The sequence below is a fragment of the Streptomyces chartreusis NRRL 3882 genome (genome assembly GCF_900236475.1).
In the GTDB taxonomy this organism is placed as follows: Bacteria; Actinomycetota; Actinomycetes; order Streptomycetales; family Streptomycetaceae; genus Streptomyces; species Streptomyces chartreusis_D.
The window spans coordinates 3293871-3312147 of sequence record NZ_LT963352.1 but is presented as its reverse complement, the minus strand read 5'-3'; the positions used below and the strand labels follow the sequence as shown (position 1 = coordinate 3312147).

General features: G+C 72.4%; 17 protein-coding genes. 10 read left to right on the top strand and 7 right to left on the bottom strand.

Annotation, left to right across the window (positions count from 1 at the left end; genetic code table 11):
• Nucleotides 1–2: 2 nt before the first annotated feature.
• Together SCNRRL3882_RS14680 and SCNRRL3882_RS14675 are read right to left on the bottom strand one after the other, a co-directional pair.
• Entirely contained in the window at nt 3–1613 is a 1611-nt protein-coding gene (locus SCNRRL3882_RS14680) for an N-acyl-D-amino-acid deacylase family protein (RefSeq protein ID WP_010045725.1), read from the bottom strand.
• 12 nt (nt 1614–1625) lie between these two features.
• Nucleotides 1626–2903: an amino acid deaminase gene (locus tag SCNRRL3882_RS14675; RefSeq protein WP_010045726.1), complete on the bottom strand. Its 1278-nt coding sequence runs from the start codon at nt 2901–2903 to the stop codon at nt 1626–1628.
• A gap of 145 nt (nt 2904–3048) precedes the next feature.
• Between SCNRRL3882_RS14675 and SCNRRL3882_RS14670 the strand changes: the two genes are divergently transcribed.
• From SCNRRL3882_RS14670 to SCNRRL3882_RS14650, 5 genes are all read left to right on the top strand, one after another.
• On the top strand, nt 3049–4083 hold the full coding sequence (locus SCNRRL3882_RS14670) for a sugar kinase (RefSeq protein ID WP_010045728.1): 1035 nt from the start codon (nt 3049–3051) through the stop codon (nt 4081–4083).
• Nucleotides 4080–4841, top strand: coding sequence for an IclR family transcriptional regulator (locus SCNRRL3882_RS14665; RefSeq protein ID WP_010045730.1), 762 nt, complete (start codon nt 4080–4082; stop codon nt 4839–4841). The genes SCNRRL3882_RS14670 and SCNRRL3882_RS14665 overlap by 4 nt, the downstream gene beginning before the upstream one ends.
• Nucleotides 4838–5248 carry a RidA family protein gene (locus SCNRRL3882_RS14660; RefSeq protein ID WP_010045731.1) on the top strand — a complete coding sequence of 137 codons (411 nt, stop codon included), beginning with the start codon at nt 4838–4840 and terminating at the stop codon, nt 5246–5248. The genes SCNRRL3882_RS14665 and SCNRRL3882_RS14660 overlap by 4 nt, the downstream gene beginning before the upstream one ends.
• A gap of 99 nt (nt 5249–5347) precedes the next feature.
• A complete protein-coding gene (locus SCNRRL3882_RS14655; RefSeq protein WP_010045732.1) occupies nt 5348–6826 on the top strand; it encodes a GntP family permease in 1479 nt (492 codons plus the stop codon).
• Between the two features lie 65 nt (nt 6827–6891).
• The gene (locus tag SCNRRL3882_RS14650; RefSeq protein WP_010045733.1) at nt 6892–7392 is read left to right on the top strand and encodes a hypothetical protein; all 501 of its coding nucleotides are present in this window, start codon (nt 6892–6894) and stop codon (nt 7390–7392) included.
• 12 nt (nt 7393–7404) lie between these two features.
• On the opposite strand, the gene SCNRRL3882_RS14645 is transcribed toward SCNRRL3882_RS14650, so the two are convergent.
• Nucleotides 7405–8757: a M14 family metallopeptidase gene (locus SCNRRL3882_RS14645; RefSeq protein WP_010045736.1), complete on the bottom strand. Its 1353-nt coding sequence runs from the start codon at nt 8755–8757 to the stop codon at nt 7405–7407.
• Between the two features lie 266 nt (nt 8758–9023).
• Between SCNRRL3882_RS14645 and SCNRRL3882_RS41730 the strand changes: the two genes are divergently transcribed.
• The 5 genes from SCNRRL3882_RS41730 to SCNRRL3882_RS14615 all read left to right on the top strand — a co-directional run bounded on the left by SCNRRL3882_RS41730 (nt 9024) and on the right by SCNRRL3882_RS14615 (nt 15129).
• Entirely contained in the window at nt 9024–11783 is a 2760-nt protein-coding gene (locus SCNRRL3882_RS41730) for an ATP-binding protein (protein WP_231911127.1), read from the top strand.
• Nucleotides 11780–12691, top strand: a complete 912-nt coding sequence (locus tag SCNRRL3882_RS14630; RefSeq protein WP_010045741.1) for an MEDS domain-containing protein — start codon at nt 11780–11782, stop codon at nt 12689–12691. Before SCNRRL3882_RS41730 ends, SCNRRL3882_RS14630 begins: the two co-directional genes overlap by 4 nt.
• Before the next feature lie 80 nt (nt 12692–12771).
• Nucleotides 12772–13227, top strand: coding sequence for an ATP-binding protein (locus SCNRRL3882_RS14625; protein WP_010045744.1), 456 nt, complete (start codon nt 12772–12774; stop codon nt 13225–13227).
• A gap of 157 nt (nt 13228–13384) precedes the next feature.
• Complete coding sequence (locus tag SCNRRL3882_RS14620; protein ID WP_010045746.1) at nt 13385–14701, top strand: Nramp family divalent metal transporter; 1317 nt, start codon at nt 13385–13387, stop codon at nt 14699–14701.
• Nucleotides 14702–14718: 17 nt separating this feature from the next.
• Nucleotides 14719–15129 (top strand): hypothetical protein, encoded by a 411-nt coding sequence (locus SCNRRL3882_RS14615; RefSeq protein WP_010045748.1) that lies wholly within the window; start codon nt 14719–14721, stop codon nt 15127–15129.
• Between the two features lie 47 nt (nt 15130–15176).
• On the opposite strand, the gene SCNRRL3882_RS14610 is transcribed toward SCNRRL3882_RS14615, so the two are convergent.
• From SCNRRL3882_RS14610 to SCNRRL3882_RS14595, 4 genes are read right to left on the bottom strand one after another with little or no spacing between them, the layout of a single operon-like run.
• Entirely contained in the window at nt 15177–16865 is a 1689-nt protein-coding gene (locus tag SCNRRL3882_RS14610) for a chitinase (RefSeq protein WP_010045751.1), read from the bottom strand.
• A gap of 31 nt (nt 16866–16896) precedes the next feature.
• Nucleotides 16897–17286, bottom strand: coding sequence for a hypothetical protein (locus SCNRRL3882_RS14605; RefSeq protein ID WP_010045752.1), 390 nt, complete (start codon nt 17284–17286; stop codon nt 16897–16899).
• Nucleotides 17286–17717, bottom strand: coding sequence for a DUF3592 domain-containing protein (locus SCNRRL3882_RS14600; protein WP_010045754.1), 432 nt, complete (start codon nt 17715–17717; stop codon nt 17286–17288). The genes SCNRRL3882_RS14605 and SCNRRL3882_RS14600 overlap by 1 nt, the downstream gene beginning before the upstream one ends.
• A 2-nt stretch (nt 17718–17719) precedes the next feature.
• Nucleotides 17720–18274 carry a hypothetical protein gene (locus SCNRRL3882_RS14595; protein ID WP_010045755.1) on the bottom strand — a complete coding sequence of 185 codons (555 nt, stop codon included), beginning with the start codon at nt 18272–18274 and terminating at the stop codon, nt 17720–17722.
• Nucleotides 18275–18277: the final 3 nt, after the last annotated feature.

Sequence of the window (18277 nt, the reverse complement as noted above, 5' to 3'; positions counted from 1 at the left end):
GGTCACGCGGGAGTCCTGCGGACCGCCCGGCCCGCCAGGGCGTCGGTGCGGCGCCCGTCCTCGATCACGAACCGCCCGCCGACCAGCACGTACGGGATGCCCGTCGGGAGCACGCGCGGCTCGGCGAAGCTCGACCCCGCCGCGACCGTCGCCGGGTCGAAGAGCACCAGGTCGGCGACGTACCCCTCGCGCACCAGGCCCCGGTCCGGCAGCCGGAGCCGGGCCGCCGGGCGCGAGGTGAGGTGCGCGACGCACTCCTCCAGCGACAGCACCCCCAACTCCCGCACGTAGTGGCCGAGGTAGTGCGGGAACGTGCCGTAGGCGCGCGGGTGCGGCTTGGCGCCCTGGAGGATGCCGTCCGAGCCGCCCGTGTGCACCCGGTGGCGCATGATCGCCCGGACGTTCTCCTCGTGGCCGACGTGCTGGAGGATCGTCGGCGCCAGCCGGTCGGCCAGCAGCAGCCCGCGCGCGGTCACCCAGGGGGCCTCGCCCCGCGCGTCCGCCGACTCCTGGACCGTTAGGCCGACGAAATCGGCCAGGGCCGGATCGCCCACGCCGGAGATCTCGATCGTGTCCCACTCGATGGGCACACCGTGGCAGCCGTCCGAGCCGGTGACCTCCAGGTCGTGGCGGATCCGCCCGGCCGTCTCCTCGTCCGCCAGCCGCCTGAGGACCTGCTCGGGGCCGCCCTCGCTCGCCCAGCTCGGCAGCACGGCCGCGAGCGTCGTACAGCCCGGTGTGTAGGGGTACGTGTCGAGGCTGATGTCCGCCCCGGCCGCCAGCGCCTCGTCCAGCAGGGCCAGCAGCTCGGGCGCGCGGCCCTTGTTCACGCCGAAGTTCATGGTGGCGTGGGCGAGATGCAGGGAGCAGCCCGCCTCCCGGGTCAGCGCGACCATCTCCCGGTACGCCTCCAGGGCGCCCGCGCCGTAGGAGCGGTGGTGCGGGCAGTAGTAGCCGCCGTAGGACGCCACCACCCGGCACAGCTCGGTCAGTTCGGCGTCCTTCGCGTACATGCCGGGCGTGTACGTCAGCCCCGACGACATGCCGACGGCGCCCTGCTCCATGCCCTCGGCGACCAACTGCCGCATCCGGTCCAGCTCCCGCGGGGTGGCCTCCCGGTCCTCCCAGCCGACGGCGAGCGCGCGGACCGTGCCCTGCGGGACGAGGTAGGCCGCGTTCACGGCGATGCCGCCATCGAGGCGGTCCAGGTACTCGCCCACCGTCCGCCAGTCGAAGTGGATGTCGTCGCCGGAGCCGTTCCACCCGGCGATCGCCCGGCGCACCTCGCCGAGCGTGCGGTCGTCGACCGGCGCGTACGACAGCCCGTCCTGGCCGATGACCTCCAGCGTGACGCCCTGCGCGGCCTTGGCGCTGTGGTCGGGGTCCCGCAGCAGGGCCAGGTCGCTGTGGGCGTGCATGTCGACGAAGCCGGGGGCGAGGACGAGGCCCTCGGCGTCCAGCTCCCGGCGCGCCTTCGGCCGCTGGCAGCCGGCCGCGGCGGCCTCCTTGACGATGCCCACGATCCGGCCGCCGTCGACCACGACATCGGCCCGGTAGGAGGGTTCGCCGGAGCCGTCCACGACGTCCGCGTCCCGGATGACGAGCTCTTCCATCGCGCCGGCCTCCTAGAAGAACGTACGGACGTAGTCGACGACCGTGCCGTCCGCCTGAGCGACCGGGATCAGCGGCCACTTGTCGAACGACGTGCACGGATGGGACAGCCCCAGACCGACCCAGTCGCCCACCTCCAGATCCGCCTCCGGCGTGGTGCTCAGCCAGGCGTGCTGGTCGGACAGGGCCGTCACCGACACGCCGGTGGCCGGGCGCTCGGCGCCGTCCCGGCGGATCACCTGGGCGAAGGGCAGGTCGAGGTCGTAGGCCGCGTCCCGCTTGCCCGCGTTGACGAAGGCCTGCTCGGCGGAGGGCCGCGACACGACCTGCGTCCACAGCCGGAACGCCGGCTCCAGGGCGCCCTCCTCGGGCACCCGGTTGAACGGGGTCAGCTTGCGGTAGTGGCCGTCGTCGTGCGAGACGTAGGCGCCCGAGCGCAGCAGCTTCAGGACGGGCCGGGAGAGTTCGGGGATCTCCGCGAAGACGTCGGCCACCGCGTCGAACCAGGCGCTGCCGCCCGCGCTGACGACGATCTCGTCCACACCGGAGAACCGTCCGGCCTCGTCGAAGCCGGCGGCCAGCGCGACCAGCCGCCGCAGCCACGCCGTCACCCGCTCCGGGTCGGCCTTCGGCACCTCGCCCTCGTAGCCCGCGACGCCGACCAGCCGCAGGGACCGCGTGCGGGCCACCGCGTCCGCGACCGCCGCGCACTCCGCCTCCGTACGCACACCGGTACGGGCGCCCTCCCCGGCGGCGAGTTCCACGACGACGTCCAGCGGGCGCCGGGCTTCGCCCAGCGCGGCGTCCATCAGCTCCACCCCGCGCACCGAGTCGACGTAGGCGATGAAGCGGAACTCCGGGTCGGCGTCGAGCTCGGCGGAGACCCAGCGCAGGGCCGCCGGGTCGACCAGCTCGTTCGCCAGGAACACGCGCCGGGTGCCGAACGCGCGCGCCACCCGCACCTGGTGCGGCACCGCCAGCGTGATGCCCCACGCCCCGTGGTCGATCTGACGCTGGAACAGCTGCGGCGCCATGGAGGTCTTGCCGTGCGGCGCGAAGGCCAGGCCGTGCCGGTCCGCGTAGGTCTCCATCAGCCTCAGGTTGTGCTCCAGGCGCTCGGCGGACAGCGCGAGCACGGGCGTGGCGAAGCCACCGGTGAAGAGGTTCCGGCGCTGGGCGGCCAGCTCGCCCACGGTCAGGCCGTCGGCGTCCGGCGGGAGGCCCTTGAAGCGGTGGTCGACACGCTCGGCGGCGAGCCGGGCGAGGGACTCGGCGGCGGTATCGGCTGACATGGAGCCTCCCTGATCAGCGGTGTTGCATAAGCTGCAACATTCATTGCGTATATCGCTCAACGCTGTCTAACATCTCGGCCACCCGGGGTCAACGAAAGCGGCCGCACACGCCGCCCCCGCCGAGCAACCAGGAGCTACGAGCATCGTGACCCCCACCGGACCCCGCAACGCCCCCGACGTCGTGGACGTCGTCGCGCTCGGCGAGTCCATGGTCACGTTCCTGCCGTCCCGGCCGGGACGGCTCGCCGACGTCCCCTCCTTCGACCGGGGCATCGGCGGCGCGGAGTCCAACACGGCGTGCGTGCTGGCCGCCACCGGGCACTCCGCGCGATGGGTCAGCCGGGTGGGGGACGACCCGTTCGGCGACCACCTGGTCGAGGCGATCGGCGGGTACGGGGTGGACGTGGCACACGTCCGGCGCGACCCCGCCCGCCCCACCGGCATCTACTTCCGCACCGCCGGGGACCGGGCCACCGGCGCGCACGAGGTGGCCTACTACCGGTCCGGGTCCGCGGCCTCGGCCATGTCGGCCCGCAACACGGACCTGGACGCGGTCCGCGCCGGCCGGGTGCTGCACCTGTCCGGGATCACGGCCGCGCTGTCCGAGACCTGCCTGGACCTGATGCGTGAGCTGACCGCGCGCCGGCCCGGCCGCCCCCTGGTCTCCTTCGACGTCAACCACCGGCCCGGCCTGTGGCGCGACACCGACGCCCCCCACGTGCTGCGGGACCTCGCGCGGGGCGCGGACCTCGTGTTCGTCGGGCAGGACGAGGCCTGGGGGCTGCACAGCCCCGAAGCCGTCCGCGCCGCCCTCCCCGAACCCGAGGTGCTGGTCGTGAAGCAGGGCGCCGCGGGAGCCACCGTCTTCGAGGAGCGGGACGTCACCTTCGTGCCCGCCCCGCGGGTCGACGTCGTCGCCGCCGTCGGCGCCGGGGACGCCTTCGCCGCCGGGTTCCTCTCCGCCACCCTGCGCGGACTGCCCGTCCGGGACCGGCTGCGGCACGGGCACCTGCTGGCCGCCGCCGCGCTCACCGTCCCCGGGGACCTCGCGCCCCCTCCCACCCGGCAGCACGCCGACCGGCTCGTCGCCCTGGACGACGCGGCATGGGGGAGACTGCGACTCGGCCCGGGCTGGACCGAGGACACACAGCGGGCCCCAGAGGAGGTACGTACGCCATGAGCCAGACCGTCGACCGCGCGCTCAGCATCCTGCCGCTGCTCGCCGAGGGCCCCGCCGACCTGGGGCAGGTCGCCGACCGCCTCGGCGTGCACAAGTCCACGGCCCTGCGCCTGCTGCGCACCCTCCACGAACACGGCCTCGTCTACCGCCAGTCCGACCAGCGCTACCGGCTGGGCGCCCGCCTCTTCGCCCTCGCCCAGGAGGCGATGGAGAACCTCGACGTCCGCGAGATCGCCCATCCCCACCTGGTCCGTCTCAACGAGAGCTGCGGGCACACCGTGCACCTCGCCGTGTACGAGGAGAACGAGGTCCTCTACATCGACAAGGTCGACAGCCGCTACCCGGTGCGGATGTACTCCCGCATCGGCAAGCCCGTCGCCATCACCGTCGCCGCGGTCGCCAAGCTGCTGCTGGCCGACCTGCCCGAGCACGAGCGGCGGGCGGTGGCGGAGAAGCTCGACTACCCCGCGTACACGGCCCGTTCGACACCCAACGCCACGGCGTTCCTGCGCGAGCTGGAGAAGGTGCGCGAACAGGGCTGGGCCACCGACCTCGGCGGCCACGAGGAGTCCATCAACTGTGTCGCCGCACCGATCCGCGGCGCCGACGGCCGGGTCGTCGCCGCGATGTCGGTCTCCGCGCCGAACGTCGTCGTCACCGCCGACGAACTCCTCACCCTCCTGCCGCTGGTGCGCCGTACGGCGGACGCCATCAGCGGCGAGTACTCCGGCAGAACACCAGTGAAGGGCACCGAATGACGGACAAGACCGCACTCACCCCCAAGACCCACACCACCCCGCCGGCGAAGTTCTCGCACGGTGTGAAGAAGGGCAACATCCTCCAGGTCGCCGGCCAGGTCGGTTTCCTGCCCGCCGAGGAGGGCAAGCCGCCCACGCCCGCCGGGCCGACCCTGCGCGAGCAGACCCTCCAGACCCTGGCCAACGTCAAGGCCATCCTCGAAGAGGGCGGCGCCGGCTGGGACGACGCGATGATGATCCGCGTCTACCTCACCGACGTGGCGCACTTCGCCGAGTTCAACGAGATCTACAACGCGTACTTCGACGAGCAGGGCCTGACCCGGCCGCCCGCCGCGCGCACGACGGTCTACGTCGGCCTGCCCGCGGGTCTCCTCGTCGAGATCGACGCACTGGCCGTCCTCGGCTGACCCGACCCCACCTCGCTGTCGAGGCGCGGCGCCACCGATGCGCCGCGCCGCGCTCCCCCCTACCCAGAAACCGCATGCCTTTACCCAGAGGACCCCCAAATGTCCCATCCGCTCGCCGCGTCCGCCCCTGCCGAGACCCCACCCCACACCGGAGGCCTGCTCCTCCTGGTCGACGGTACGGCCGGACTCCTGCTCACCGCCGCGCTCGGCATCGCGCTGCTGCTGTTCCTCATCATCAGGATGAGACTCCAGCCGTTCGTCGCCCTGCTCGCGGTCTCCATAGCCGTCGGCCTCGCGGCCGGCCTGTCGGTCACCGAACTCTTCGGCACGGTCCAGAAGTCGGACGCCGTCTCCACCATCGAGTCCGGCATGGGCGGCATCCTCGGCCATGTCGCGATCATCATCGGCCTGGGCACCATGCTCGGCGCGATCCTCGAAGTCAGCGGCGGCGCCGAGGTGCTGGCCGGCCGGCTCCTCGGCCTGTTCGGCGAGCAGCGCGCCCCGCTCGCCATGGGCCTCACGGGCCTGATCTTCGGCATCCCGGTCTTCTTCGACGTCGGCATCTTCGTCCTGGCCCCGATCGTCTACGCCGCCGCCAAGCGCTCGGGCAAGTCGATCCTGCTCTACTGCCTGCCGCTGCTCGCGGGCCTGTCGGTCACCCACGCGTTCCTGCCGCCGCACCCGGGCCCCGTCGCCGCCGCCGGTCTCCTCCACGTGGACCTCGGCTGGGTCATCCTGATGGGCATCGTCTGCGGTCTGCCGGCCGTCGCCGCGGCCTGGGCGTACTCGGCGTGGATCGGCCGCCGCATCTTCGTCGCCGTGCCGCAGGACATGGTCGAGGCGGCGGAAGAGGCCAAGCAGGCCGTCGTCGACGAGCAGCGGGCCGCCGGGGTCGCGCCGAGCGAGCAGCCGGTGTCCCTCGGGACGGTCCTCGGCATCATCGGCACGCCGCTGGTCCTCATCCTCGCCGCGACCTTCTCCTCGATCGCCCTGGACCCCTCCACGCTCCGCTCGGTGATCGAGTTCTTCGGCAACCCCTTCGTGGCCCTCACCATCGCCCTGTTCCTCGCGTACTACCTGCTGGGCATCCGCCGCGGCTGGTCCCGCAAGTCCCTGGAGACGGTGTCGACCGCGTCCCTCAAGCCCGTCGGCAACATCCTGCTCGTCGTCGGTGCGGGCGGCATCTTCGGCGCCGTCCTCAAGGCCAGCGGCGTCGCCCAGGCCCTCTCGGACACGTTCAACGACGTGGGCCTGCCGGTGCTCGTCCTCTCCTACCTGATCTCCGTGGTCCTGCGCGTCGCCCAGGGCTCGGCGACGGTGGCGATCGTGACGACGGCGGGCATCGTGGCGCCCCTGCTCTCCGAGGGAGACCACTCCCAGGCCTTCGTCGCCCTGGTCATCATGGCCATCTCGGCCGGCTCCATCTTCGCCTCGCACGTCAACGACGGCGGCTTCTGGATGGTCGCCAAGTACTTCGGCATCAGCGAGCGGGACACGCTCAAGTCATGGACGGTGCTGGAGAGTGTGCTGTCGGTGGCGGGGTTCGCGGTGGCGGCGGTACTGAGCCTGTTCGTGTAGGCGTCCGATAACGAAGTGGGGGCCGACTATGTGCGGCACAGGTTTGTCGACCATACTGCTCCGCTGTGGAGCAGCGCATAGGTTCGAGCAGCCAGCCCCTGGAAGGCGCCGGATTCGACCCGGCCTTCATCCCCGGGCTCACGTCACCCGCGTCCGGAAGGACGGAGGACGACGGGCCGGAGAAGGAGCCTGAGGTCGCCGGGTCCGAGGAGTCCGCCCCCGAGCCGGAGGAGACGGCGGAGGCGTCCGTCGCCGAGCCGGAGGAGGACACCGAAGTCGACGGCCCCGTCTTCGAGGCGTCCGACCGCCGTGCGAAGATCGTCGCCGACCACAGAGGCGTACGACTGTCCCTGGACGACCAGGAATGCGAGTTCCGCTGGGACGAGATCGGGGCGGTGGAGACGGAGACCGCCCGCTTCGGCAAGCGGTACACCGTCACCGTCCACACCCCTGACCGGCGCTGGTACCCGATCGAGATCGAGGCGCCGGCCAGGAGCCGCTTCACGGAGTGGGACGAGCAGTTGGACGCGGTACTGGACGCCTACTTCGAGGAAGACGCCGAGTAGCCGGCCGAGCGACTACCGGCAGTACTGGGCTTCCTTCCCGATGGACCTGTACATGCAGTCCGCGTTCTCCAGCAGTTGCAGCACCGCGTCGCGGTTACGGGAGGTCTCCCGCTCGATCACCTCGTCGGGCGGGTAGAACCCACCACCGCCGGACCTCGGATACATCTCGAACGTGTACCCGAAGATCTTGTGCGTGCCCCAGAGGTAGTCGTCGATCGACCCGTCCGTGATGTACAGGTCGCTGGACTGCTCCGCCGTGTACCCGTTGCTCGCGGCCATCTTCTGCCCGACCGCCTTGAACGCCGCGTTGTCGTCCGCGGTCATGCCGGTCGTCGTGTCGGAGTACGTGTAGCCGAACGGCCACAGCACCAGTTCGCTGTACGTGTGGAAGTCGATGCCGGCCTTGATCTGCTGCACCCCGCCGACGACCCGGCTGCGCACGAAGTCGGCGACGACCTTCACCTCGGGCGCCGACTCCGCCGCCGGGCCCCGGTACGTCTCGGAGGACGTCGAGCCCGAGGAGCCGCCGCAGCAGCCCCAGCGGTAGTTCCAGTTGCGGTTCAGGTCCGTACCGACGTACGAACTGCCGCTGTTGGGCTGGCGGTTCTTGCGCCACGAGCGGTACGACCCGGTCGCGATGTCGTACTCGCCGCCGTCCGGGTTGATGTCCGGGACGATCCAGATCTCACGGTTGTTCACCATGCTGGTGACGCGCGAGTCGGAGCCGTAGTCGGAGGTCAGCTCGCGCAGCAGGTAGAGCGCCATCTCGACGGTGAGGTGCTCGCGGGCGTGCTGGTGGTGCGTGAACAGCACCTCCGGCTCGGACTCGTCGCTGCCCACGTTGTCGCTGATCTTGACGGCGACGATGTCCCGGCCCTGGTACGACTTGCCGATCACGCGGCGGCTCACGATGGACGGGTTGGCCGCGACGATCGAGTCGATCGCGCTCGTCATCTCCGCGTAGTTGTGGTAGCGCGAGTCGGCGGAGGGGAAGTCGTAGAGCCGGACGTCGTCCTCGCCGGCGGACCGGTCGGGCACCGCGCCGAGCGGGGTGACCTCGTAGCCCAGCGCGCGCAGTTTCTTGATCTGGTCGGCACGTCCGGAGACGACGACACCGTGGCCGTGGGCCTCGTCCACGGTCACGCCGGTGCGTTGAAGTGCCGTGCGGTCCTCGGCCGTCGAGTGCATGTGGACCTCGTACTGCCGGACGTCGCCGGCCGACGGGGCCGCCTTGCCGGCGCTGTCGGCGCTGGCGTCCGGGGTCGTCGCGGACAGGGGTGCCGCGAGGGCGAGTGCGAGGAGGGCGGCGAGGGCGGCGGTGCGTCTGCCGGCGCGGGCACCGGAGCCTCGTATGCGGAGTCGCATGAAATCTCCTTGTGGGAGGTGGGGTTGTTCCGTGCGACGTACGTGTGCGGGTGGCGCACATCGTTCTGCCGTTGGCATGAGCAGGTCAAGGCTGAAAGCGGCCGCGCAGTGTACGCGGGCGGCACGGCGGCTGAGCCGTCCTGGTCGAAGTACACCCACGGGTGTGACCCGAGCGTGCATATATGTACGCAACGGGGGACAGTGAGGCCCTAGGGGAGCCGGAATGTCCGGATCCTCGAACCACACCCCCAGAGGACTGGCTGATCATGGGCGGATCAGCGCCACGACGGGACCACCAGCTGCCGGTCGAGACGACCAGCTTCATCGACCGGCGTGGCGAACTGACCCAGGGACGCGAACTGTTGGCCCGCGCACGGCTGGTGACGCTGACCGGGCCGGGCGGCGTCGGCAAGACCCGGCTCGCCGCGCGCATCGCGGCCCGGGTACAGCGGGCCTTCCCGGACGGCGTGCGCTTCGTGCACCTCTCCGGACTGCACGACCCGGCGCTCGTGCCGCTCGCCGCCGCCGACGCGCTGGGGCTGCACGACCACTCGGCGCAGCCGCCGCTGGACGTCCTCGTCGAGCAGGTGCGGGACCGGCGGCTGCTGCTCGTCGTCGACAACTGCGAGCATCTGGCGGGGGCGTGCGCGCAGCTCGCCGCGGCCCTGCTGCGCGGCACCGAGGGCGTCCGCGTCCTCGCCACCAGCCGGCACCGGCTCGGGCTCATCGAGGAGCACCTGCTGGAGGTGCGGCCCCTGCCGGTGCCCGACCCGGACGGCGACCTCTCCGCCGCCGCGGGCTATCCGGCCCTCACGCTGTTCGCCGACCGGGCCGCCGCGGTCGTCCCCGGCTTCCGCCTCACCCCGGACAACCGCGCCTCCGTGGCCCGCCTGTGCCACCGCCTGGACGGTCTCCCCCTCGCCATCGAACTCGCCGCCGTCCGCATGCGCGTCCTCGACGTCGACCAGCTCGTGGACCGCCTCGACGACCGCTACCGCTTCCTCACCACCGGCAGCCCCGCCGCCCTGCCCCGCCACCAGACCCTGCGCGCGGCGGTCGCCTGGAGCCACGACCTGTGCACCGGTCCCGAGCAACAGGTGTGGGCCCGGCTGTCGGTCCTGGCGGGCGGCTTCGACCTGGAGACGGCGGAGGCGGTGTGCGCGGACGGCACCGGGGAGCCGGACGCCGGGTGGGGGACGTCCCCGGCGCCGGCGGAGACGCTCCTGCCGGGCGGCGGACACCTCGCCGGCGGGGCGTTCGCGGGCGGTGTCCCGGGCGGGGCACGCGGGGGACGTGTCGATGTGCCGTCGGGCGGCGCCCCGTTGGTGAACGGTTCCGGTGAACACGCCCGGCCTGTGCAGGCGCTCGCGGCGACCGTGACGCCGGGGAACGTGGTGCCGCCCGCGCCCCGTCCGCCCGGCGGGATCGTGCCGCTGCCCGTGATGCGCCCCGAGCCCCTGCTCGCCCCCCGTCCGGGCCTGCCACCGCCCCCGCCCCACCCGGGTGGCCCTGCCGCGCCCCCGCCGACCGCCGGCGCCCCGGCCGCCTGGACCGTCCGCCCGGGCGCCGCCCTCCGTGCCGACGATGTGCTCGACGCCGTCGCCGGGCTCGTGGACAAGTCCGTTTTGTGCCGGGAGCCGGGACCCGGCGGGGTGCGGTACCGGATGCTCGACACGCTGCGGCAGTACGGGCTGGAGCAGTTGCGGCGGACCGTCGGGGAGGAGGGCGCTGCCCGGCGGCGGCAGCGGGACTGGATGCTGCGGTCGGCCGAGGAGTGCGAGCGCGGCTGGTTCGGGCCCGGGCAGCCGGAGACCGTCGCCCGGCTGCGCGCCGACCAGGACAACCTGCGCGCCGCCCTCGACTTCAGCCTCTCCACCCCGGGCGAGGCGCGTGCCGGGCTGCGGCTCGCCGGCACCCTCTGGTTCTACTGGCACGCCTGCGGCGCCCCGCGCGAGGGCCTGTACTGGCTCGACCGGGCCCTGGCCGCCAACCCCGAGCCGACCCCGGAACGGGTCCGGGGCCTCTGGGTCGCCGGGCTGCTCGCCGCCGCCACCCAGGACTTCCCCCGCGGCCGCCGGCACGCCGGGGACGCCCTCGCCCTCGCCCGGGTCCTGGGCGATGCCGCCGAGGCCGCCCACGCCGAGTACGTCATCGGCGTCCTCCGGCTGTTCGGCGACGATCTGCCCGGCGCGCTACGGCACTTCGAGACCACCGTCGCCCGCGGCCCCGTGCCCGGCCAGCACCTCAGCATCGTCGGCCTCGACCAGGTCGAACTCGCCTGCGCGCTGGGATTCCTGGGCGAGGCCGACCGGGCCGTGGAGGTGTGCGAGCGGGCCCTCGGACTGTGCGAGCGGCACGGCGAGCAGTGGGTACGGTCGTACGTGCTGCGCATGCTCGCCCTCGCGCACACCGTGCGCCGCGACTGGGCCCGGGCCGAGCGGCACGCCCGCGAGGCCCTGCGCCTGAAGCTCGCCGTCCACGACGTCATCGGCATCGCGCTCACCCTCGACCTGCTCGCGTCGATCGCCACCGAACGCGGCGCCCACCGGCACGCGGCCGTGCTGCTCGGCGGCGCCGACCGCGTCTGGGCCGACATCGACGCCGCCCGCTGGGGCGCGCGCACCCTCAACTCCGCACGCCGGGACAGCGAGGAGCGGGCCTGCCGGGCCCTGGGCCGGGACGCGTTCGAACGGGCCCACCGGCGCGGCGCCGGCCTCGGCCTCGCCGAGCTCGTCGGCCAGGCGCTCCAGGAACCGGCCCGCCCGCACCCCCGCGAGCCCCGGGTCCCACACGACGACACCCCGGTCCGTCTCACCCGCCGCGAGACCGAGGTCGCCCGCCTCGTCGCCGAAGGGCTCGCCAACCAGCAGATCGCCGACCGTCTGGTGATCGCCCGCCGCACCGCCGAAGGCCATGTGGAACGCATCCTCAGCAAGCTCGGCTTCAGCAACCGCAGCCAGATCGCCGCCTGGGTGACGGCCCAGCGCCGACCCGTCCGTACCGCGACCCCCGAGGGGAACCCATGACCACCCGACAGCCGCCCACGCCCGCCGCGTTCGGCCACCGCATGGCCGTCTTCGGCACCGACGACGACTTCGTGGCCGCCGCCCTGCCCTTCCTCGGCGAAGGCCTCGCCGCCCCCGGCGAACCACCCCCCGTGGCCATCGCCGACCCCCGCAACCTGGACCTCCTGCGGGACGCCCTCGGCAGCGACGCCAAGGACGTCACCTGCATCCCGCACACCGACTGGTACACCGGCTCCGCCGCCAACGCCGTCGCCCGGGCGGCCTCCTACCTCACCGCCCACGCCGGCCCCGGCGGCCGGATCCACCTCCTCATGGAACCCGTCTGGAGCGGCCGGGCCGGCCGCTCGGCCCGCGAGACCACCGAGTGGATCCGCTACGAGGCCCTCGCCAACCTCCTCTTCGCGCCCATGGCCACGACCGCCCTGTGCGCGTACGACACCCGCACCGCCGGCCCCGCCGTCGTCGCCGCGGCCCGTCGCGCCCACCCCGACACGGACGTGTACGAGGACCCGGTGCGGCTCGCGGCCGAACTCGACGCCGTACCGCTGCCGCTGCCCCCGGCCGGTGCGCGGCCCCTGGCGGAGCCGCACGCCGCCGCCGTGCAGGTCTGGGCGGAAGCCCGGGGGCTTCCCGCCGCCGACGCCGAGTTGTTCGCCACGGCCGTCGCGGAGACGGCGGCGGCCCTGGCGCCCCTCGACGGCACCGCCCTGCTGTGGGGCGAGGCGCCCGCCTGTGTCTGCGAACTGCGCTCGGCCCGTCCCGTCCGCGATCCGCTCGCCGGCTTCGTCCCGCCACCGCCCGCCGGGCCGGAGCCCGGCCCGGGGCTGTGGTACGCGCGGCAGGTCTGCGCGTACGTGGACATCCGCGACGACGCCGGGGGAGCCACGGTCCGCCTCCAGTACGCGTAACCCGCCCACCTGCGCAAGCAGGTAGGGGATCGGGTAGTCCTCCCCCTGCGCCGGACCCGTCCCCGGGACACCCTGGAGCCATGCTGCAACTCTCCGGGCGCAGCCCGTTCCCGCAACCACCCCTGGGAGCGGGTCACCTGAGCGTCGAGTACGCCCCCGAGCCCTCCGCCGTCCGCGAGGCACGCGCCGAGGTGCGCAGGCAGTTGGAGGGATGGGGGCTTGCGGAGCGCGGTGAGGTGGCGGACGTGGCGGAACTGCTCGTCGGCGAACTGGCCACCAACGCGCTGGTGCACGCCGAGAGCCGCTTCCGGCTCACCCTCTTCGCCGCGCACGGCGTACTGCGCTGCGAGGTGGCCGACACCGAGCGCCGCGTGCCCCGGGTGCTGGACGCCGGCACCGGGGAGAACGGCCGCGGGATGTTCCTCGTGGACGCGCTGGCCCAGCGCTGGGGCTGCCACCGGGACGGGCCGGGCAAGACCGTGTGGTTCGAGCTCGGCACGTGCGGATCGGACGGCTGTGGTCGGCGACAGCCGTGACGCTCCGCTGGTCGGGCCTTGGCGGTATGCCCAGCCGCCGAGGCCCGTTCCCGGTCTGCGGGTGCGTTGTGGCCGTTCGCGCAGTTCCCCGCGCCCTTGGGTGATTCCGATACACACCCTCTTGTCGGCCCGGCCTGTTTGCGGTTTCTTGACCCTCATGGCGGACACCACGGGAAACACCACGGAGAACGCGGCCCACGAGCCCCCTGCGATGCGCAAGGCGAGTTGGAAGTACATCGGCCCGGGCATCGTCGTCGCGGCGACCGGTGTCGGGGCCGGCGACCTGGTCGCCACGCTGATCGCGGGCAGCAACTTCGGCTACACCCTCCTGTGGGCCGCGATCATCGGCTGCCTGGTGAAGATCTCCCTGGCCGAGGCGGCGGGCCGCTGGCATCTGGCCACGGGCCGCACCCTGTTCGACGGCTGGGCCGGCCTCGGCCGCTGGACGACATGGTTCTTCGCCGTCTACGTCGTGGTCTGGGGCTTCGTCTACGGCGCCGCGGCGATGTCGTCGAGCGCGCTGCCGCTCCAGGCGCTGTTCCCCGGCGTGATGGACCTGAAGTGGTGGGGCATCGCCTGCGGCCTGGTCGGTCTGGTCTTCGTCTGGTTCAACAAGTACGCGGTGTTCGAGAAGGTCATGACGGTCCTGGTGGGGGTCATGTTCCTCGTGACGGTGTACCTGGCGATCCGCGTCACCCCGAACATCCCCGACGCGTTCGCGGGTCTCCTCCCGGTGCTGCCCGACGAGAAGGACTCGGTCCTCAACACCCTGGGCCTCATCGGCGGTGTCGGCGGCACGATCACGCTCGCGGCCTACGGCTACTGGGTCAACGCCAAGGGCTGGACCGACACCGGCTGGATGAAGGTCATGCGCCTGGACAACCGCGTCGCCTACGCCACGACCGGCATCTTCGTGATCGCCATGCTCTTCGTCGGCGCGGAGCTGCTCCACTCGGCGAACGTCGCGATCGCGAGCGGTGACAAGGGCCTGATCCAGCTGGGCGACATCCTGGAGGAGGAGTACGGCTCGGCGACGGCCAAGTTCTTCCTGATCGGCTTCTTCGCGACGTCCTTCACCTCGCTGATCGGCGTCTGGCACGGCGTGAGCCTGATGTTCGCCGACTTCGTGGCCCGCCTGTCGGGCCGGGGCCAGGCGAAGGGCGAGGAGGTCGCCTCGGGGACACGCGAACGCTCCTGGCCCTTCCGCGCCTACCTGCTCTGGCTGACCTTCCCGCCCATGATCCTCCTCTTCGAGGGCCAGCCCTTCCGCCTGATCATCATCTACGGAGTCCTCGGCGCGGCCTTCCTGCCCTTCCTCGCCGGCACGCTGATCTGGCTCCTGAACTCCCCCCGCACCCCCAGGGAGTGGCGCAACGGCCCGGTCAGCAACGCGATGCTCGCCGTCGCGGGCCTGCTGTTCCTGGTCCTGTGCGTGAAGCAGATCTGGGACCAGCCGTGGGGGGAGTTCTTCTAGGCGGGGAGAATCGACGGATGAACGAGCAGCCACCTCCACCTCCCGGCCCAGGCTTCGGCCCGCCGCCACCGCAGTACGCGCCCGGGCCACTCCCGTATGCGCCCCCACAAGCGCCGTATGCCCCGGCTCCGCCCCAGCCGGCGCCGGCCGGCCCGGACTTCCTGGCCGTCGACAAACGCAACGCGGTCGTCGTCGACGCGTCCGGCGTCGCCTTCGAGTCGTCCGGGCTCTCGATCGAGTTCCGCTGGCCCGAGATCCGCAGCGTCCACTACCAGGCGAGCCCCAACGGCAAGGCGCTGATGGTCGCCGTGATCCACATGGACGGCAGGTTCTTCGAGTGCGTGGTGGAGGCCAAGCCGAGGTCGCGACTTCAGGAGTGGTTCCCGCAGCTGGCGTGGGTGCTCGGGCACTACCGGCCGGTGGGGTGAAGGAGCCGCCCCTCACCCCACCGGTGATGCCAGCGGTGACTAGGGCACTAGGGCAGCCCGTGCACGTGCGGGCCCACCGCGGCGGACCACGCGTTGCCGGCCGTCGCGTCCCAGTTGGTCGACCAGGTCATCGCGCCCCGGAGGTCCGGATACGTCCGGGGCGGCTTGAAGGAGCCGCAGCCCGAGCCCCTGGTCAGGCAGTCCAGGGCGCTGTTCACCACGGACGGTGACACGTACCCGCTGCCCGCCGCCCGGGTCGAGGCCGGCAGGCCCAGACCGACCTGGGACGGGGCGAGGCCGCCCTCCAGCTGGATGCAGGCCAGGGCCGTCAGGAAGTCGACCGAGCCCTGGCTGTAGACCTTGCCGTCGCAGCCGAGCATGGAACCGCTGTTGTAGTACTGCATGTTGACGACCGTGAGGATGTCCTTGATGTTCAGGGCGGTCCGGAAGTAGGAGTTCGACGTCGACTGCATGTCGATGGTCTGCGGGGCCATCGTGATGATCAGCGACGAGCCCGCCTTCGCCGAGAGCGACCGCAGCGCCTGCGTCATGTACGTCGCGTTCAGGCCGTTCTCCAGGTCGATGTCGACGCCGTCGAAGCCGTAGGTCTGCATCAGGGAGTACACGGAGTTCGCGAAGTTCGCCGCCGACGCCGCGTCGTTGACGGTGACCGTGCCGCGCTCACCGCCGACCGAGACGACGACCTTCTTGCCGGCCGTCTGCTTCGCCCTGATGTCCGCCTTGAACTGGTCGACCGTGTAACCGTTCAGCCCGGCCGAGTCCAGGGTGAAGGTCACCGCGCCCGGCGTCGAGGTCGCGTCCGCGAAGGCGACGGCGATGATGTCGTACTGGGACGGGACGTCGGCCAGCCTCTGGACCGTGGCGCCGTTGTTGAAGTTCTGCCAGTAACCGGTCACCGCGTGCTCGGGGAGCGCGGGGCCCGGGCCGTTCGGCTTGTTCGTGGTCCCCGTCACCGCCGCCGACTTCGGCGACTCGCCCGCCGCGTTCGTCGCCGTGACCTGGAAGGAGTACGACGTCGCGGCCGCGAGGCCGGTCACCGTGGCGGACGTTCCGGAGACCGCCGTGACCTTCGCGCCGTCGCGGTAGACGGTGTAACCCGTCGCCCCCGCCACCGCGTTCCAGGCCAGGGACACCGACGAGGACGTCGTACCCGAGACGTTCAGGCCGCTCGGCGCGGCCGGGACCGTCGGGCCCGGGTCCGTGCCGCCGCCCCCGTCGGGGCCGAACACCGACACGTCGTCCGCGTAATAGGCCGCCTGCCCGTACCAGCCGTGCGTGTACACCGTCACCGACGTCGTCGACGATCCCGTCGTGAAGGTCGTCGACAGCTGCTTCCAGGAGGCGGAGTCCGGCGTCCAGGTGGACACGTCCGTCGTGCCCGTACCGGAAACACCGAGGTAGGCGTATCCGCCCCGGACCCAGGCGGACAAGGAGTACGTCGATCCGGGCTTCACCCGTACCGTCTGGGCGCACCGGGCGTTGTCCTGCCCCGCCGGGGTCGCCTTCAGCGCTGCCGTGCCGGCGTGCACCGGGGAGGAGACGGTCGTACCGCTGCCCGCCGAGCAGGTCCAGTCGCTCAGGCCCGCCTCGAAGCCGGCGTTCCTGGCGTTGTTGACGTCGGCGGCGGATGCCTGGCCGACGGTCGTGACAGTGAGGGCCAGGGCCGCCGTGAGGGCGCCCGACCACAGCCGCAGTGATCGTCTGTGTCTGGACATGACAAGAAAATGGTCCAGACCAACGACACTGTCAAGAGGTCCAGACCAACCTGTCGAGCAGCAGCCCCACCGCACACCCCGCCAGCAGCACGCCCGTCGACATCCACAGCGCCGGCCCCGCCGGGTCCAGCACACCCGGCCGCAGCGCCAGCAGCAGCACCTGCGCCGCCACCGGAGCCGAGCACGCCGCCGCCAGATGCCGCACCGGCACCCGGCGCCACGGCTCCGGATGCACCCGCGCCGCCGCCCAGGTGGCGAGCACGACGCACACCAGGTTCGGCAGATGCACCAGCGCCAGCGCGGCACCGAACGAGCCGACGCCCCGCGGGCCGACCAACGGGCCGTACACCAGCGTCATCTGGGCGTACTCGCTGACGACGAGGACGACGATGCCGACGGCCCAGCAGCGGACGAGCGCCATCAACCGCTCCCGAAGATCTCGACGTAGAGAAGGACCGCGAAGCCCAGAGCGGCCATGCCGCAGCCCGCGACCAGGGCGAGCGACTGCAGCACCGGCGACCAGCTGCCCCGGCCCGCCACCGTCGCCGTGCCCTGCGGATCACGCGGGTCGTAGGTGACGGTGACCCGGGTGCCCTCCGTCGTCGACCAGCCCGCCAGGTCCTCGAACTCGACCGGCGTGCCGTCGGCCGCACGGAAGGCGAAGAAGTGCCGCCGGGCGTCCGAGCGGTGGTACGGCTCCGTCTCCACCCGGACGCATTCGCCCTCCGCCCGGACACCGCGCCGCAGCACCCGCGTCACCGTCACCAGCCGCCGCGCGTACTTCCACGACAGCGCGCCGAAGAGCCCCACGAGCAGCGTGAGGACGACGTAGCCGGCGCCCGGCACCTCCATGGCTAGTGCACCTCCACGGAGTCGATGATCCGGTCCAGGTCACCGTCGGACAGGGACCCCTGCTGCGCGTCGACCCGGACGGCGAAGGCCGAGTCGGTCGAGTCGAGACCGGCCAGGATCACGCCCTCGACCGGGGTGCCCTTGGGCGGGCCGCCGTCCTCGCCGGTCGCCTTGAAGGTGAAGTCGATCCGCTTCGCCCCGTCCGCGCCGGCCAGCTCCACATCCTTCTGGCCCTTGACGGCCGCGCCCATCTGGATGCCCGCCTCGGCGGCGATCGCGGCCTGTTCGGCGGAGTTCGCCTCGGTGAAGCCGAGCTGCACGGTGATGACCGAGACCCTTCTGCCGTCCTCCGTGCGCACCGCCGCTGCCGCGTTGTGCTCGCCGCGTTCGCTCGCGCTCTGCTCCTCGTACCCCTTCGGGTACGAGACGTCGACTCCCTTGGTCTTCAGGGTGCCCCAACCGTCGGGCACCGAGCCCGCGTCGGAGCTCCCGCAGCCGGTCAGGGCCAGGGAGGCCGTCAGCAGGGCGGCGGCCAGGGAGGCACGGCGGGTCTTCATCGG

What these genes read in the sequence shown, in the direction of transcription:
- SCNRRL3882_RS14610 (WP_010045751.1), bottom strand. Translation starts at nt 16,865, where the DNA reads ATGTCCAGACACAGACGATCACTGCGGCTGTGGTCGGGCGCCCTCACG.
- SCNRRL3882_RS14615 (WP_010045748.1), top strand. Translation starts at nt 14,719, where the DNA reads ATGAACGAGCAGCCACCTCCACCTCCCGGCCCAGGCTTCGGCCCGCCG.
- SCNRRL3882_RS14680 (WP_010045725.1), bottom strand. Translation starts at nt 1,613, where the DNA reads ATGGAAGAGCTCGTCATCCGGGACGCGGACGTCGTGGACGGCTCCGGC.
- SCNRRL3882_RS14630 (WP_010045741.1), top strand. Translation starts at nt 11,780, where the DNA reads ATGACCACCCGACAGCCGCCCACGCCCGCCGCGTTCGGCCACCGCATG.
- SCNRRL3882_RS41730 (WP_231911127.1), top strand. Translation starts at nt 9,024, where the DNA reads ATGGGCGGATCAGCGCCACGACGGGACCACCAGCTGCCGGTCGAGACG.
- SCNRRL3882_RS14675 (WP_010045726.1), bottom strand. Translation starts at nt 2,903, where the DNA reads ATGTCAGCCGATACCGCCGCCGAGTCCCTCGCCCGGCTCGCCGCCGAG.
- SCNRRL3882_RS14655 (WP_010045732.1), top strand. Translation starts at nt 5,348, where the DNA reads ATGTCCCATCCGCTCGCCGCGTCCGCCCCTGCCGAGACCCCACCCCAC.
- SCNRRL3882_RS14600 (WP_010045754.1), bottom strand. Translation starts at nt 17,717, where the DNA reads ATGGAGGTGCCGGGCGCCGGCTACGTCGTCCTCACGCTGCTCGTGGGG.
- SCNRRL3882_RS14605 (WP_010045752.1), bottom strand. Translation starts at nt 17,286, where the DNA reads ATGGCGCTCGTCCGCTGCTGGGCCGTCGGCATCGTCGTCCTCGTCGTC.
- SCNRRL3882_RS14625 (WP_010045744.1), top strand. Translation starts at nt 12,772, where the DNA reads ATGCTGCAACTCTCCGGGCGCAGCCCGTTCCCGCAACCACCCCTGGGA.
- SCNRRL3882_RS14620 (WP_010045746.1), top strand. Translation starts at nt 13,385, where the DNA reads ATGGCGGACACCACGGGAAACACCACGGAGAACGCGGCCCACGAGCCC.
- SCNRRL3882_RS14595 (WP_010045755.1), bottom strand. Translation starts at nt 18,274, where the DNA reads ATGAAGACCCGCCGTGCCTCCCTGGCCGCCGCCCTGCTGACGGCCTCC.
- SCNRRL3882_RS14645 (WP_010045736.1), bottom strand. Translation starts at nt 8,757, where the DNA reads ATGCGACTCCGCATACGAGGCTCCGGTGCCCGCGCCGGCAGACGCACC.
- SCNRRL3882_RS14665 (WP_010045730.1), top strand. Translation starts at nt 4,080, where the DNA reads ATGAGCCAGACCGTCGACCGCGCGCTCAGCATCCTGCCGCTGCTCGCC.
- SCNRRL3882_RS14660 (WP_010045731.1), top strand. Translation starts at nt 4,838, where the DNA reads ATGACGGACAAGACCGCACTCACCCCCAAGACCCACACCACCCCGCCG.